Below are 16,699 nucleotides of genomic sequence, written 5' to 3' on the forward strand. Positions count from 1 at the left end.
CAGCCAAGGAAGATTTAATATATTTAAATCCCAAATATGAAAATGACTATCTACAATTTCAAGCATCATATGTCTCCTTTAACGTAACTATCCGTCGAATAGGATAAACATTTAATTATCCCTCAAAGTAACTTAGTCTCGTTTCATTACTTTTGGGCAACTCCCAAAAAATCCATACCAAGCAACAAATAAGAAACATGGTATTAATAATAAGAACGATGTTTCAATATTATGATAATCTGCAACTAGGCCCATAAAATATGGCATGATTGCACCACCAACAATAGTCATAATTAGTACACTAGAGGCTGTCTTAACCAATGCATCTGGTATATCTGTAATAGAAAGCGCAAAAATAGTTGGGAAACTAATTGACATAAAGAAGAAAGATGCAATTAGAGTAAATACAGAAACGCTACCAGTCAAGATATTTAGTAATATCATAATGCATACATTAATAAGGGAATAAATACCTAGGACACAGCCTGGTCTAAACTTCTTTAATAAAGGAGTTGTAACAACACGACCAACCATAAATGCAACTAAAGCAATACTAAAGAAGAATGCAGCTTGAGAGTCAGTTACTTCTGACCAATGATCTACACTATAATTAATAAAGAAGGCACCTGCACCGACTTGTGCTGCAACGTACAGAAACTGAGCTAACGCACCCGATCTGAAATGACGGTAACTAAAAAGTTTCGCATAACTCACTTCATTATCTGCTAGTGAATCTGTGGAGCCAGAAACCTCAGAACCTTCTGGTAATTTGTTAAATACAAAAAGTAATAACATAACAATAATAATTGCAGCAATTCCAACATATACCATCTGTACACTACGCATATTATCGGCAACATCACCACCATGAGTGACTGATAAAAATAATGCACCACCAATAATCGGTCCTAAAAATTGACCTACACCATTAAAAATCTGTGCAATATTAATACGGAATGCAGCATCCTTGTCATCACCTAGTTTTGTGATATAAGGATTGGCATTTGTTTCTAAGCTACCTAGTCCACAAGCAAGAATGAAAAACGCACCAAGGAACATATTGAAACTATATGCATTACTAGCAGGAATTATTAATAGTGCCCCAATCGCATAGAGCGCCAGCCCCATAATAATACCGCCTTTAAATCCAAATTTTCTTGCTACTAAAGCAGCTGGTGTTGCTATTACAAAATAGCCCCCAAAATATGCAGCCTGTAATAACCCAGAGGTTGCTTTAGTAATACCTAATTGATTCTGAAAGTTTTTATTCATTACATCAATTAAGCCGTAACTAACACCCCACATGAAGAATAGAATAGTAACTAACCAAAATGCTAATTTAATATTACTAGCACTTACTTTTATAGTTTTATCTGTAGCCATAATACTACCTCCTACAGCTGAGTAATTTAGCTCAATGCTCTATCTAAATGTACATAACCACCATCAACAAAAATCCATTGACCTGTAGTATGTGAAGATAAGGAGGAAATCACAAATACTGCAGTATTTGCAATCTCTTCAATTGTTGTAAAACGTCTCTCAAATGGAATCTTATCTGTAATAACTTTTTTTCTTTCTTCTGGATTATCAAAAGTCTTGATCCAGTTCGCATATAATGGTGTCCAACATTCACTTACAACAATCGCGTTACTTCTAACACCATAAGGTAAAAAGGCCGCTGCCCATTCACGAGTCAAACCTAAAATAGCACCTTTTGCTGCAGCATAGGCACTTGTTTTACCTTGCCCAGTCAATGCTGTTTTAGAGCCTATATTCAAAACACAACCTTTTGACTCTTTTAAATATGGTAAAGCACAACGAACTAATTCATAGTAATGTGTCAAATTTCCATGTAAACTCTTTTCAAAGTCTTGCCAAGTTGTATCTTCGATAGATTTATTGTCATTAGCACCAGCATTATTAACGACAGCATAAATGCCACCATACTTTTGTGCCACGGAATCAACAATAGATTTAATCTTGTCTGCTTCATTTAAATCAATTTGGATAAAATCATATTTATCTGTAATCTTCTCCATCTTAGCTACAAACTCATTTGTCAAAGGAGATCTTGCTAAAATTACAGGTATTGCGCCCTCTGCAGCTAAGCTAAGAGAAATTCCACTACCAATACCACTGCCACCACCAGTAACCAAAACAACTTTACCTTTTAATTGCAAATCCATGATACTTACCTCCTAAAGATAATTAATTTGATAAATTTATACTGTTGTTGCTAATCGCCAAATAGAAAAATCATTTTGTTCATTTAATTCTGCTTTTGTTTCTCTTCCATTGCCTACTTCTACAATAAAATCTATTATTTCTTCACCCATTTCTTGTATTGTTTTATCTCCACTAACAACAACCCCAGCATCCAAGTCAATTGAGTCATTCATATTTACGTAGGTATCTGTATTAGAAGATACTTTTATTGTAGGAACTATTGGACTACCTGTTGGGGTACCTCGGCCAGTAGTAAAGACTACAATATTACATCCGCCAGCCGCCATACCACTTAATTGCTCAATATCATTTCCTGGTGTATTCATAAAAGTTAAGCCAGTGGCAGTAATTGGTTTTGCATAGTCAATTACGGAATTTACAGATGTATTCCCAGCCTTATAAATACAACCTAGAGATTTTTCTTCTATACTACTTAATCCACCTTCTATATTTCCTGGACTAGGATTTGCCCCCCTAATATCCGCATGTGAATCAATGACAGTTTGTTCAAAACCTTTTATAGTATCTAAAATTTGTTTTTTTACGTCAGAATTAATAGCTCGTTCTGCTAATATATGTTCAGCTCCGATTAATTCAGTAGTTTCTGCTAGGACAACCTTTCCTCCATGACCAACAACGATATCGGAAGCGGCACCTAAACTTGGATTAGCACTCAGTCCGGAAAAACTATCACTACCTCCACACTCTGTGCCTAATACAATATCTGCAAGACAACCTTCACTCCTTTCCACGAGCAAAGCTTCGTCTAACATATTTTTAACAATTGTTACACCTTTTTTTACACTCTCAGTAACACCACCACTTTCTTGTATATTAAAGTATTCAACCTTTTTATAAGGAGTATATTTTTTTATTTGTTCTGCTATAGATTTAGCTTGAACAACCTCACAACCTAACCCGACTACTAATACACTATAAACATTTGGATTTGTACCTGAACCAACTAATACATCTTGTGTTTGACTAGCATCATAACTTAGTTCACTACAACCATGTTGATGATTAAAAAAAACTACTTTTGAGTCAGGTCTCATTTCAACAGAACCATATTTAATCTCATTCGCAATTCGTTCAACTACTTTATTGGCACAATGAACGCTGGGAATAATCAAAACATGATTTCTTAAACCAAAACTACCATCAGGTCGTCTAAACCCCGATAAAACATAATTTTTTTTATTATTTAGTATTACATGATCTCTAATCCCATTTTGACTAATTTCTTTTGTTTCTGAATCTATATCACCTCTACCTCTTTCTCCATCTATATTATGAATATGTACCCATTCTCCAGGCTTAATATTTCGATTTGCAAGGCCTATATGCGCACCATATTTTATAATTGGCTGCCCTTTTAAAATCTCTTCTGTAGCAAATTTATGTCCTTTAGAAATATTTTCTTTTATAACTACCCCTAAAGCTTTATCTCCTTTATTCAGAGTAGTTAGTGCTGTTCCTACATTATCAGAGTTATTCACATGAATGGCATTCATATTAACGTCTCCTTAAAATTATTAAACTTACATAATTTATTAAGATTTTACATCCTTTATTAACCTTATAATATCCCTGTCGTTCGTAAATGTCAATATTATTCGTATATACGAACAAATAATTATAAATAAAAAAAATAACATTTCAAAAATAATCATATTTGAAATGCTATCTCGTCTATTTTAAGACCACTATTATTAAATTTTATTCTATATATAGATTCTATTATCTATTCAAATTTTAAGAAAAAAAAGATATTATAAATATTAAGAACCTGATTATTTATAAAAAGGAATCACCGATGATATGAATAAGAAACTACATAATCCAACACTACGAGTTATAGAGGTAATTGAAACTGTTGCTGAAAGTCAGTCTGGCCTTAGTTTATCTCAAATATCAAGCAAAATTAACTGCCCTAAAAGCACATTAATGCCAATTTTAAAAACATTATGTGAAAGAAATTATCTATTATTTTCTGAAGAAACACTACTTTATACTATGGGAAAAGAAATCTTATTTCTTAGTAGTATGTATGAGTCAACTAACACTAGTTTAGATCTAATACAAGAACAGATGAAACGATTATCTACAGTATGTAATGAAACCTGTCATTTAGGCATTCTAACTGGTAATGAAATAATGTATTTACTTAAAATCTCTACAAACAACCCAATACAATTAATATCTTCTGTCGGCAAAAGATTACCAGCTTACGCTACAGCTCTTGGTAAGGCATTATTATTTGATAAAAGTCTAAGCGAATTAGAAGAACTATTTCCTGAGCCATTTCAATCATTTACATCTCAGACTCTAAAGTCTCCTATAGATCTTTATAATAATATTCATAATGACAGCAATTTCGCTTCTGAAAATGAAGAGATTACTAATCATGCTTGCTGCATAGCCCTACCAATACGGGAAAACGGAAAAATAGTTGCCGCTCTTAGCGTTAGTTTTTTAACATTCACAACATCACCTGAAAAGGTACTAAAAATAAAAAAAGAATTATTAAAATCAGCGTCAATTATAGAAAGAATAATTAAAAATAAAGGTTTTTCTTATTAATCTAAGCATATATAAAAAGGCGTAACACCGATGTGTTACGCCTTTTTTCATATCTATAGAGTTTGTCATGAGAAGGTATTTTCAGATACATATGTTATTAACGATGGATTAGAACGCTGGGATGATGGCCCCTTTGTAGTGTTCTTCAATGAATTTCTTAACTTCTGGAGATTGTAATGCTTTAGCTAATTTTTGGATAGCTGGTTTGTTTTCATCACCAGGGTTAACGGAAAGAAGATTTGCATATGGAGAGTCAGCTTTTTCTACGAATAAGCCATCTTTTGTAGGGTTAAGACCTGCTGGCAATGCATAGTTAGCATTGATGACAGCTGCATCCAAGTCTTGGATGGAACGAGGAATTTGAGCTGCTTCTAACTCAGTAATTTGGATGTTTTTAGGGTTGCTAGTCACATCAAATGGAGTATTAGTCAAACCAGTTGGGTCTTTCAACGTTACAAGACCTGCACTTTGCAACAAGAGAAGTGCACGAGCACTGTTTGTTGGATCGGAAGGAATTGCTACTTTTGCGCCATTTGGCAAGTCTTTCAAATCTTTAATTTTTTGAGAGTAAATCGCCAATGGTTCAATGTGAACTGGTGCAAAGCTTACGAAGTTTGTACCATGATCTTTATTGAAGTTATTTTGGTAAGGCACATTAGCGAAGAAGTTTGCATCTACTTCTTTACTAGACAATGCCATGTTTGGTTGGATATAATCTGTAAACTCAATAACTTGAAGATCTACACCTTCTTTAGCCAATAATGGCTTAATTTGATTCAAAATTTCAGCATGAGGTACTGGGTTTGCTGCTACTTTTAATACCTCTGCTTTAGAACTACCAGCACCGCTGGAGCTTGCGTTGTTTGTGGAAGAACCACAACCACTAATTAATAAGGACGCGCCCAGTACGGCCGTCGCTGCTAATGCTAACCATTTTTTCATGTAATCCTCCTATCTACGATGAAAGCCTACATCTCTGACGTGGACTCATACGTATACAACATTCGTAGATATTTTAAAAGCTATATATTCTTATCACCTATCTACACTTGGTTATTCAATAATTTCGATGTAGTAAGTATAACAATTTAATTCCTACTCGTATAATAGATTTTATATATCAATTAATATAACCTTAATCTATAGCAAGATAAGAGTAATTACATTTAGCTATGCCAAGTACATAAAAACGGTACTAAGATGATTCCCCGTACTACTAGGTAATATACCTAATAGGTACAATCAAACTTAGTACCGTTATAAATATCGCTCTATATAATAAACAATCTAATCAAAATCAAAAGATTCAATTATAAAGTTGACGTTGTTTGCTCCACAGAAATAGTTACAGGTGCTGATAATTTAGCCTCTAACCAAGCTTTTATTCGTTCCAAATCTGCATCAGATACAGTGGACGTGGTATGGATAATCACCATATAGCGATTCGCTTTAGGCTGTTCTAAATTATCTATCAAAGGCATGCCTTCCACTCTGCTTACAAACGGGAATAACGCCTTTGCTTCAGCTTCTGTCGTTTTCATAGTATTTATAGTTTCACTTACTAATTGATAAGTCGGCTGATACAGATTACTCAAGTTTGTATATTTTTCATGATCCTCCGAGGCTTTATTCAAGCTCGTCTTATCCACAGCAGATTTTTTCTCATCTACACTATTAACAAATCGCACTGTATAAGGCTGCAAATACTCGTCTTTCTGTAATTTATCATCCAACTGGGATCGTTCCTCTGAAGTCACAGGAGCTCCTACAACTACTATATCTACTAGCTTATTCACTCGGTCCAATGAATAATCAATCACTAGTCGACGCCCATCTTGATTAATATTGTTCTTAATAAACTGCTCTATATGATTTGACTCAGAATACTTGATGGTCATATCGTAGCCTGCATAAATGCTTGGTAGAGCCATAATAAGACCAATCACAAGAAATATTAACTGATTACGACGATTAACCTCTTCTGCTTGCTTATGGGATGGCAAACTATATACACCTTTTAAAACAATAAAAGATGCAAAGAAGATGAAAAATGCATTTATAAAGAATAGATAACCAGCCCCAAAGAAATAGTCCCAATTCCCAGTAGCCAGTCCATATCCTGCCGTACACAGTGGTGGCATAAGTGCAGTCGCAATCGCTACACCTGGTATAACATTATCTAAGGCCTTACGCGTTTGACCAATAATCCCAGCTAACCCACCAAATATAGCAATGAATACATCAAAAATATTCGGTTCTGTACGCGCTAATAGTTCAGATGTAACTGTCTGAACGGGGGAAATATAAAAATATAAAGCAGATGCCAAAACAGCAATCGTAATCTGTAAGGATAATCTTAAAATAGCACTTTTCACAACTGTAAAATTAAGCGTAGCGAAGCCAAAGCCAGTTGCTAGAATCGGTCCCATCAACGGTGATATAAGCATAGCACCAATAATAACGGCTGTACTATTCATATTCAACCCAATAGAGGCAATAAATATGGAGAGGATCAGGATAACCAAAGCAGGACCCTTAACCTTAGCCCCACCTATCAACCTTTTAGCAATAGTTGCATCATCTGCTCGTTCAAAATGTATATCAAAGTATTTATTTAGTTCCATTCTTCTACCTCATAATTTCATCAAATCTGCAAAGGTCCCCACATTTACAAACATGTACTGTGTGGTTTTTAACATTTGAACCATCAAGATAGCTCCCGTTCCCTCTCCCATCGACATTTGGGCTTGAATAGGAACCATGTCTTGTGTAATACCTACCTCAGCTAAAGCCAGCTCTGTCCCTTTTTCTCGGGAGTGATGTGACGGTAATGCATAGTCTGTAATGCACTCGTTCATATGTACTGCACAAGCTGCCGCTACAGCGGTAATAAAGCCATCAATGACAAAGGGCTGCTTAAAATCAACACAAGCTAGCATAGCTCCAAGAATAGCAGCAATATCAAAGCCACCTACATGGGCTACAATTCTACGAACTCTGTCAGGTTCACTTTCAGCAACAATACAATCTTTATGTGTAACTAATACAGCACGGACAAAGTCAAGCTTACGCTTCATCAAATCTGGTTTGTCAGGCCAAGAACCGGGTCCTACTGTTTCAGTTGGATCTGCACCAGTTAATGCAGATAACACACAAGCAGAGGTTGTCGTATTCCCGAGCCCCATTTCACCAAAGGAAAAGAGATTTATCCCTTTTGCCACATAATGTTCAACTCGTTCATATCCAGCTTGAAAGGCACGATTAAATTCATCCTCAGTCATAGCAGGGTGATTCAAAATATTCTTTGTCCCTTTCGCTACTTTGCAATCCACACCGATGCCGTCATCTGAGGCAATGCCTACATCCACAACCTCATAAGGAATATTGTTAAAATTACAAAATTGTGTTGCCGATGAACGACCTAAGAGCATATTACGGGATTGTTTCTGCGTTACCTCGTAATTATACCCTACATAGCCTTCCATATTACAACCATTATCGGCGGAGAATATGATATGCTGTGGTCGGATTTCACCATCAATCTCGCCCCAAGCCGTACAAATCTTGCGGAAATAAACCTCCCACAATCCTAGACCACCAGGGATCAGGCATTTCGGTTGCAGAAATCTATTTAATTGTTCCTCTATAGGTAATACTGACTTATCTTTCATTCTAATCTCTAGTCCGCACATAATATGCGACTAGCCTTCTATTAATTCGATATTATTCTATATGAAAGTATAACACAAAATACATATCTAGTAATATGAGGTTTGTTAGCTTTCACTATAGAAATAAATTTATGGCAAACTAAAAAGGCTACCCTATACAGGATAACCTTTCATTTGAGTTATATAATTAAGTTTCTTCTTAAGTATAACTAGTTACTAAAATTAAGCACCTTGGAATTGAGGCATATCGTCGCCACTGGAGTCGTCCAATTTGCCTTGAAGGTCATGGTCAACCATAGCACATACAGATGCGTCAGACCATACGTTTTCAGCTGTTTCAATCATGTCGATAATTGTATAAATTGGCAAGATGATACCAAGCAAGCCAATTGGAGCACCGATGGAGCTCATCAAGGACAATGTTAAGAAGTAACAGCCCATTGGAACGCCTGCATTACCAATGGCAGCAAGAACAGCAATGAACAACCAAGCAATCATTGTGCCCATAGTTAATTCAATACCTGCATTTTGCATTACGAACAAGGATGTTACAAGGATGAAAGCTGCACAACCATTCATGTTGATTGTTGTACAAATTGGCAATACGAAACGAGCCACTGCAGGGTGAGCTTTCAAATTATCCTCAGCAGATGCCAATGTTACAGGCAATGTTGCAGCAGAAGATTTAGTGAACAACGCAACAGCTACAGCTGGGGACATTTTACGGAATACATCCACAGGGTTTAAGCCACGGAACAACAAGAACAATGGAATTACAATAAAGAATTGGATCAAGTTACCACCGATAACAACAGCAGTATATTTACCTAAAGCACCAACGATGACGCCCGCTTCGATTTGAGCAGATAATTGACCTGCGAAAGCAAGGATGCCGATTGGCAATACATAAAGTAATGCTTTAATCAATGTAAACAGTAATTCTTGTAAGCCGAACAATACTTTCAATACTGCTTCGCGACCTTCTGTGCGAGGCATAAATGCAAATGCTAAACCAACGGAAGCAGAGATAAACATAACAGATAATACGTTACCTTCCAAATATGGTTTCATAATATTGTTAGGAATAACGGATAAGAAGTGATCGTAATATGTTACATGACCTAGTTTTTCAGGTACTTGCGCTGCACCAGCACCAATTACATCAAGTGGTAAGTTACCTGGCGCAATCCATAGGAATAAGCCAAGACCCACAGCTGCTGCACAAATAGTAGTAAGCAATGTGTAAACTACAGCATGTCCAAAGATACGACCGGTATCTTTTTTAGCACCTAGCATAGATAATGTAGTAATTACTGCTAAGGATACTGTTGGAATCGCAATGAATTGGAATAAACGTGTAAACACAGCGGCAATAAAGTTAAAAAGCTCATTTAAAGCCGGAATATGTTGCCATCCCAAGATAGCACCAATGATAAGTGCACCCATCCAAAGAATAAACTGACGCAATTTGCCTTGACCACGGCTTTTTAAGGTAATCTCTTGCGCTAAAGCATCAACATTTTTGTTTTCTTGTTCTGCCATAAAAACACCTCTCTAAAAACTAAACTACATGAGACCATAAAAGAAATAATCCCAGCCCTAGGGCTGGGATTATAGGTACATCCTAGTCTCTTATAAAATCACATTATAAAGATATGATTTAACACTGTCAAACCAATTTATTTTGATATACAGATTAATATATTCAATTAATAAGCCACTTTAACTCATAAAATCAAAGTAGATAAATACTAATGATACATATCTATATCTACAGTAATCATTCGAGTTCGCTCTGGATTAAACATAAAGTAAATGACTCTAGGCTGGTCTTGATCAAAGTTATGATAAACAACATATACTACATATTTATCGGCCGATATCCGAGTACTATAATAATAATCTTCGTTAAGATCATCACCGATACTTTGTGTACCATCAATTAACCAGGGAAATAATTTCCAATTTTGTCGTCGAATGGTAATAATCTCATAATAATTGCTTACTTCATTAACTAATACATTTTTATCTTTTGGATATGTAAACGAATTAAGTACTTCAACTGTAGTATCTTTGTCCCTGCCATTTATAAACGAATACCAAGCATTAGATTTAACAGTTTCCTCATATCGTGAGATTGTTGTTTTATTACCATCTAATACTAAACTTCTTTGACTCCCACCCATTCCAATTACTTCAGCAGAAGAAATCACTTGCAAACTTTCCGGCAAAGACTTAGGTGTTTGTAATGGAGGCGGAATATACCCCGCCTTAGATGAAGGCCATGTGGAGTGCCATCGTTGTGTATCATAATGGGATATCCCTACAGCAGAAAATGCCAAAGTAACAGCTAATGCAGGAAGCATACATAGAAAAAAGATTACATAAAAATATGTTAAAAATCTTTTTCTTATAGTTCTCTCATCATCAATTACTCCACATTTTTCAAATAATAATACAATCGTAGCTACTAACAAAATCAGATAATATAACCCCGAATATGATATCTCATCCGAGAATAAAAATGTTAGTACCCAAAGAGTTATAAAGAACCATATACTCTTTCTATAAGGAGCGCCAAAAAATAATTTCTTTAGATACATTAAACACTGTCGCATTTATGTTCTCCACAACAATACCTATTCAAATTACTTAGATTGATAAAACACTGCCCGTGTCCCATCATTACTAATCAAAAGTTCCACAAAATGTGGTCTTTTTGTATTCCCATCATCTACAAATACATATAATCTATGATTTCGAGTAGAATTATATGTATCCTTAACTACTGTTTTTGTCTCTTTTCGAGGTGCAAAGCGCAACCACTCTATAAAGTCCCGTTGCGGCAAAATTAAAGGTTCTTCATCTATACTTTCTATAATGTTATAGCTATTTGGGTGAGATATAAAACGCTTTTTCTCCCCAGTATCTAAATCACGCAATACACCATCCGCATCAATTTGCGCTGTATAGGTAGCATTTCGCTTAGCTATCATTTCATACTGTGAGATAACTTTAGGGTCTCCCTCTAATACAGTATATCTCGTAGGATATGCATTTGCCCAAGCTAAGCTATCCCCAGATGCAGATGCTCTGAGAATCCCTTCTGGAAGCTCTTTTGGCCGCTTTAAGCCTTCCGGCAATTCCTTATCATTAGGCCAACCTCGTCTCCAATCCATAGTCCCAAACGCAAAATCATCAGTTTGATCATGAGTCGTTTGAGTATCATACTTAAACCAATCGGCTACGAGCCAAGATATACTAAGGGTTATAACAATATACAAAGCACAAGCCAATAGGCTATGTGTTTTTTCAGATATGGACTGTTTCTTAAAGCGCCTATATTGAAGTAACACACTCAACACTATGGCTATGCCAAAAACAATGTATGTAATTGGGGCTATGTTAAATAGCACTACTACAATTACAAACAACACGCATAGCAGAACTGTTAGTAGGCCATAAAATCCTTGGAACAAAACTCTCTCCTATTATGACAATGCTTAAAACATCTTTTTATACAACGCTTCTATATCTTTACGACTGATTTCAGCTACTGTATTTGCAATATTCCCTGTAGCTACAACGTATACATTATCTACAAGCCACGGAATGTCTTTTTTCGTAAAGCCTAGTTCTGTAAGGTTTGTAGTAAGGTCCAGGTCATGTACGATAAAACGTAACGCTTCACCTAATTCAGAGCCATCTCCATGGTTGAATATACGAGCCAAGGCGTCAAATTTATCAGGGTTCGCACTCCATGTATATTCCACTGCCACAGGTTCAATAACGGCAAGGCCTACGCCATGTGTAATATCTTTAAGACCACTGGCAGGGTGTTCCATACCATGTGCTAGTGTTACACCAGCTGTATTGATAACCATGCCCCCAATGGTGCTTGCTAATGTAACAGCTTCCCAAGCCTTTGTGAGTTGTTTTTCGCTTAGCACTTCAGGTTTACCGTTGGCAACGGCTTTCACATGTTTATATAGAGGCACCAGATATTGTGCTAATAATGTAACTGCATAATAGGATAATGCATCAGTAAAAGGTTGTGCCGTTTTAGATGTGTAAGCCTCAATATTATGGCATAGTGCATCAAAACCAACAGATGCCAACACATGAGGTGGCATGGTGCCCATCACACCGGGATCTACGATAGAAACCTTAGGCACGATGGCGTTACAGCGCAAGGATTTCTTATCCCCTGTTTCAGGATTAGTAAGCACGCCAAAGCCATTACCTTCAGAGCCTGTACCACATGTCGTTGGAATGACAACGAGAGGTAATGCATTGTCACTTGTTTTACGGTTGAAGATATAGTCGTTAATATCTCCTTCGTTAACCGCCATGAAGGCTATCCCCTTTGCACAGTCCATAATGGACCCACCGCCAATGGCGATAACTACGTCACAGCTTTCAGATTTAGCCAAGGTAGCACCCTCTACAGCAGTCGTCGTTAATGGATTGGCATCAACTTGATCAAATAATACATGGTCAATATGAGCCGCCTCTAATTTCGCTACCACACGGTCATACAAACCAGATTTCTTCGCACTAGTGCGACCTGTTACGATGAGGGCTTTCTTGCCATAGGGCGCAACAAAATCAGCAACGCTATCTACTTTATTCCAGCCAAATTGGATGTTTACAGGTAAAAAATAAGAGAATTCCATGTGACAACCTCGTTTCTCTGAAAACTACTTCTTAGTGCTATTGTAATGTATATTTAAGGGCATGTAAAACCTCATAGGACTTTCACTAGAAAACAGGTATACTAATAATAAGAGGGGATATTTATATTTATAGAGGGAGAGACATCTATGAAATTTGCCATTAAACATTTATGGTCTTCGCTGCGGGACCTAGCAACGCAGTCGCCAATATTACTGGCATTAATTGCCATATTTTCATGTACACCGTTGTATATTGAACAAGATAGGTTTGCCGAAATCGACATTAAGCTATACTCACTGTATTTCTTTATCGTTATATTACAAAGCTATATAACAAGAGCCCGAAAGTTTTCCATAGTATATACCTTAGTAAGTATCGGAATCAGCGTTGGCCTTTATATGATTCACGAAACGTACGGGTATGTGCGGGGCATTGAGCTGGCTACGGAAAATATATCGTACCTATGGCTATACTCCATGATTGCCTTGTATTTCACCTCGTCTGGTGAACATTACATCGGTGAAATCATTAACCGCATCAAACGGATTGGCATCACCCTTGTTACGTCTACGCTATACAACATTGTTATCATCATGAGTTTATGGTTCTTCTTCATCATCATAGACCAACCTTTCGACGTTGAAGAAACCATTTTTAAGGTGCTCGCATCCATTAATATATTCATTTGTCTATCTATGGTATGTTCTTACAAAGAAGATCCAGAGGGCCCCGCAGAACCAAGTAAATTCTTTACCGTTGTGTTCGGCATTATCTTGCCCAAGGCGTCCATTATTACAGGCATTCTAGCTAATATCTATTTAGTCTTGATTCTGTTGGGGCTTCGCGATGACACCCGGTTCTTCTACACATACTATCCGTATGTAGCTATTTTCTACCTATTCTACTTGGCTAGCTTTAGATCTAGTGAAAGTAGCAAAACGCAGCAAATCCTGTGCTTCCTGTTCATTACGCTCACAACATTGTGCTTAGCCCTTATCGGTAAGCGTGTAATTAATGAACCAATTCTCTGGCTCAATACGATTTACGTAAGTGCATTCAATCTAATTTTCTTAGCACACAATGTATATTCTCTTGTGAAGGGTTTAAAACCTTCTGTCCATACCACCGTTATGGCTCTTGCATTAGGTGCTGTTCTCTTGACGCCATTCATAGGCTATACAACGTATCGTGAATTTGTGACCTATACTAAAGTTGATGGCGAATGGCATGCAAACCTACCAATAGCAGCTACCTTTGATCCTAACTTCACAGATTACGGCACACCATATGTACCTGTGGACGATTTAAAACTGCCAGATACAAACCCAGTAAACGGCAGACGCGTCGAGTATATCAATTTTGATGCTTTGTCTGCACCAAAGGTTATTTCTATTGCAGGCTACGACAAATACATTGAAAATATCGAATTAATAGTCTATGAAAGAGACCTTAAGGAATATCAAGTAGAATCGGCTAACTTCGACTCTATTTCCTTCAAATTCCTTAACCATGGCCTTGATCTAGAAGTATCTTTACCAAATGGTGTGACAGAGGTGCATCATATTTATGATAAGTTCCTTACCGTCGATAAAACAGCTATCGATCCTGTCATTATAGAAGGCACTGGATACAAGCTATTGATTACATCGTACTTCATAAACCAATTCGATACACGTAAACTTAAATTTAATGTACTATATAATTAAAACTATAAAAGCAGTACCTCACTACGAGGTACTGCTTTTTTCTTAACTGAGTTTATCCTTAGTTCCTATTACATAAAACTCATAAGACTTTCACCTAAGAACAGGTATACTACTGATAAAAAAGATATTTATAGAGGTGGAAAATCTATGAAATTTGCAATTAAACATGTGATGGCTTCACTGCGAGATTTGGCAACGCAGCACCCTATATTACTGGCATTAATCACCATATTCTCGTGTACGCCGCTATACATTTCTCACCCTTGGTTTGCTCACATGAACCTATTAATGTATATGCAGTTTTTTTACATCGTTATATTACAAACCTATATAACACGAAACCAAAAATTATCCATTTTATATACCTTAGCAAGCATCGGCATCAGCACATGGCTCTATATTGTTCACGAAACTTTTCATGAGGTACAAGGCATTAGACTAGCCGTAGAAAATATATCTTACCTATGGTTATATACAATGATTGCATTATATTTCACATCTACAGGAAAACACTACATCGGGGAAATTATAAACCGCCTTAAACGGATTTTTATCACCTGTATTGCTTCTACGCTATATAATGTTGTCATCATCATAAGCCTATGGTTCTTCTACATCATCATCAACGAACCATTTGACTTCACCCACTTGATTTTCAAAATACTAGCATCTATAAACGCTTTTATTTGTATGACTATGGTCTGCACGTATAAAGAGGATCCTGCAGGACCACCTGAGCCTAGTTCATTTTTCACAATTGTATTTGGCGTTATTTTACCAAAAGCATCCATCATAACAGGGGTTCTTGCTACTATTTATTTATTACTAATATTATTAGGCTTCCGCTTAGACACACGTTTTCTTTACACATACTATCCGTATGTGACTCTATTCTACTTATTCTATTTGGCTAGTTTTAGATCTAGTGAAAGCAATCGAACACAACGGATATTGTGTATCTTGTTTATTACCCTCACTACCATTTGTTTAGCGCTCATAGGAAAGCGTTTAATCAATGATCCTGTATTGTGGCTCAATACAATCTATGTAGGTGCATTCAATCTAATCTTCTTGATATACAATGTGTACTCTCTTGTTAAACGATTAACACCATCTGTACACACTACCGTCATGGCTCTCGCACTAGGCGCCGTTCTATTTATGCCAGTTGTGGGCTATACAACATATAGAGATTTAGCTACCTACACTAAAGTAGATGGTCAATGGCAGGTACGACTTCCTATAGTAGAAACTTTTAACTCATATGGCCTAACTTATAGAACATCTTATGAATATCCATATATTGAAGATACAGAAAATACGGTAGATAATAAAGATACTGAAAAAACACCGGCTATCACTCCAGCAAATACAAAACAACTGGAGAGTATTCATTTTGAGGCTAAGGAGTTACCAAAGGCTATTTCGGTAACAGGTTACAATAATTATATTCCTAATATTTACTTACAAGTGACTGATACGAATATTGTGGAACATCAAAGGCCTTCTGCAAAATTCAACGACATCTCTTTCCAATTAATCAACGATGGTCTTGATTTAGAGGTATCTATGCCAAACGGAGTAACCGAGGTACACCATTTATATGATACCTTCCGTAAGGTAGGTGACAGTAAAACTATTGATCCTGTTGTCATTGATGGTACGGGATATAGACTCTTTATAGCATCCTACGTTGTAAGTGAATTCAGCTTACGCAGTGTTATATTCCATGTACTTTATATCTAATATAACATTAGTATAAGCAACATAACAAAAAACCATATCGTATTATAAGATTATAAAAGCAGTACCCCACAGAGGGTACTGCTTTTA

At 36.4% G+C, this 16,699-nt stretch carries 13 protein-coding genes; 3 read left to right on the plus strand and 10 right to left on the minus strand.

Features of this window, described 5'->3' with window-relative positions:
* Nucleotides 1-132: 132 nt before the first annotated feature.
* From fucP to VEHSUH06_RS05825, 3 genes are read right to left on the minus strand one after another with little or no spacing between them, the layout of a single operon-like run.
* A complete protein-coding gene (fucP, locus tag VEHSUH06_RS05815) occupies nucleotides 133-1,383 on the minus strand; it encodes an L-fucose:H+ symporter permease (protein WP_105098119.1) in 1,251 nt (416 codons plus the stop codon).
* Nucleotides 1,384-1,409: 26 nt separating this feature from the next.
* Nucleotides 1,410-2,189 (minus strand): SDR family oxidoreductase, encoded by a 780-nt coding sequence (locus VEHSUH06_RS05820; protein ID WP_105098120.1) that lies wholly within the window; start codon nucleotides 2,187-2,189, stop codon nucleotides 1,410-1,412.
* Nucleotides 2,190-2,225: 36 nt separating this feature from the next.
* On the minus strand, nucleotides 2,226-3,743 hold the full coding sequence (locus VEHSUH06_RS05825; protein ID WP_105098121.1) for a UxaA family hydrolase: 1,518 nt from the start codon (nucleotides 3,741-3,743) through the stop codon (nucleotides 2,226-2,228).
* 307 nt (nucleotides 3,744-4,050) lie between these two features.
* On the opposite strand from VEHSUH06_RS05825, the gene VEHSUH06_RS05830 reads away from it, so the two are divergent.
* Nucleotides 4,051-4,812 carry an IclR family transcriptional regulator gene (locus VEHSUH06_RS05830; RefSeq protein WP_105098122.1) on the plus strand — a complete coding sequence of 254 codons (762 nt, stop codon included), beginning with the start codon at nucleotides 4,051-4,053 and terminating at the stop codon, nucleotides 4,810-4,812.
* A gap of 108 nt (nucleotides 4,813-4,920) precedes the next feature.
* Here VEHSUH06_RS05830 and VEHSUH06_RS05835 read toward each other — a convergent pair whose 3' ends face one another.
* From VEHSUH06_RS05835 to VEHSUH06_RS05865, 7 genes are all read right to left on the minus strand, one after another.
* On the minus strand, nucleotides 4,921-5,754 hold the full coding sequence (locus VEHSUH06_RS05835; protein WP_105098123.1) for a MetQ/NlpA family ABC transporter substrate-binding protein: 834 nt from the start codon (nucleotides 5,752-5,754) through the stop codon (nucleotides 4,921-4,923).
* A 368-nt stretch (nucleotides 5,755-6,122) separates the two neighbouring features.
* Nucleotides 6,123-7,436 carry a DUF389 domain-containing protein gene (locus tag VEHSUH06_RS05840; RefSeq protein WP_105098124.1) on the minus strand — a complete coding sequence of 438 codons (1,314 nt, stop codon included), beginning with the start codon at nucleotides 7,434-7,436 and terminating at the stop codon, nucleotides 6,123-6,125.
* Nucleotides 7,437-7,445: 9 nt separating this feature from the next.
* Nucleotides 7,446-8,483 (minus strand): nicotinate-nucleotide--dimethylbenzimidazole phosphoribosyltransferase, encoded by a 1,038-nt coding sequence (locus VEHSUH06_RS05845; protein WP_105098125.1) that lies wholly within the window; start codon nucleotides 8,481-8,483, stop codon nucleotides 7,446-7,448.
* 222 nt (nucleotides 8,484-8,705) lie between these two features.
* Entirely contained in the window at nucleotides 8,706-10,025 is a 1,320-nt protein-coding gene (locus tag VEHSUH06_RS05850; protein ID WP_105098126.1) for a dicarboxylate/amino acid:cation symporter, read from the minus strand.
* A 209-nt stretch (nucleotides 10,026-10,234) separates the two neighbouring features.
* Nucleotides 10,235-11,101: a hypothetical protein gene (locus VEHSUH06_RS05855; RefSeq protein ID WP_105098127.1), complete on the minus strand. Its 867-nt coding sequence runs from the start codon at nucleotides 11,099-11,101 to the stop codon at nucleotides 10,235-10,237.
* Nucleotides 11,102-11,131: 30 nt separating this feature from the next.
* Nucleotides 11,132-11,767 (minus strand): hypothetical protein, encoded by a 636-nt coding sequence (locus VEHSUH06_RS05860; protein ID WP_233187890.1) that lies wholly within the window; start codon nucleotides 11,765-11,767, stop codon nucleotides 11,132-11,134.
* 219 nt (nucleotides 11,768-11,986) lie between these two features.
* Nucleotides 11,987-13,159: an iron-containing alcohol dehydrogenase gene (locus VEHSUH06_RS05865; RefSeq protein WP_105098129.1), complete on the minus strand. Its 1,173-nt coding sequence runs from the start codon at nucleotides 13,157-13,159 to the stop codon at nucleotides 11,987-11,989.
* 147 nt (nucleotides 13,160-13,306) lie between these two features.
* Between VEHSUH06_RS05865 and VEHSUH06_RS05870 the strand changes: the two genes are divergently transcribed.
* Together VEHSUH06_RS05870 and VEHSUH06_RS05875 are read left to right on the plus strand one after the other, a co-directional pair.
* The gene (locus VEHSUH06_RS05870) at nucleotides 13,307-14,866 is read left to right on the plus strand and encodes a hypothetical protein (RefSeq protein ID WP_105098130.1); all 1,560 of its coding nucleotides are present in this window, start codon (nucleotides 13,307-13,309) and stop codon (nucleotides 14,864-14,866) included.
* Nucleotides 14,867-15,013: 147 nt separating this feature from the next.
* Nucleotides 15,014-16,612 (plus strand): hypothetical protein, encoded by a 1,599-nt coding sequence (locus VEHSUH06_RS05875; RefSeq protein ID WP_105098131.1) that lies wholly within the window; start codon nucleotides 15,014-15,016, stop codon nucleotides 16,610-16,612.
* The last annotated feature ends 87 nt before the right edge of the window (nucleotides 16,613-16,699 follow it).

The sequence above is a fragment of the Veillonella sp. S13053-19 genome (assembly GCF_002959835.1).
GTDB classification, from domain to species: domain Bacteria; phylum Bacillota; class Negativicutes; order Veillonellales; family Veillonellaceae; genus Veillonella; species Veillonella rogosae.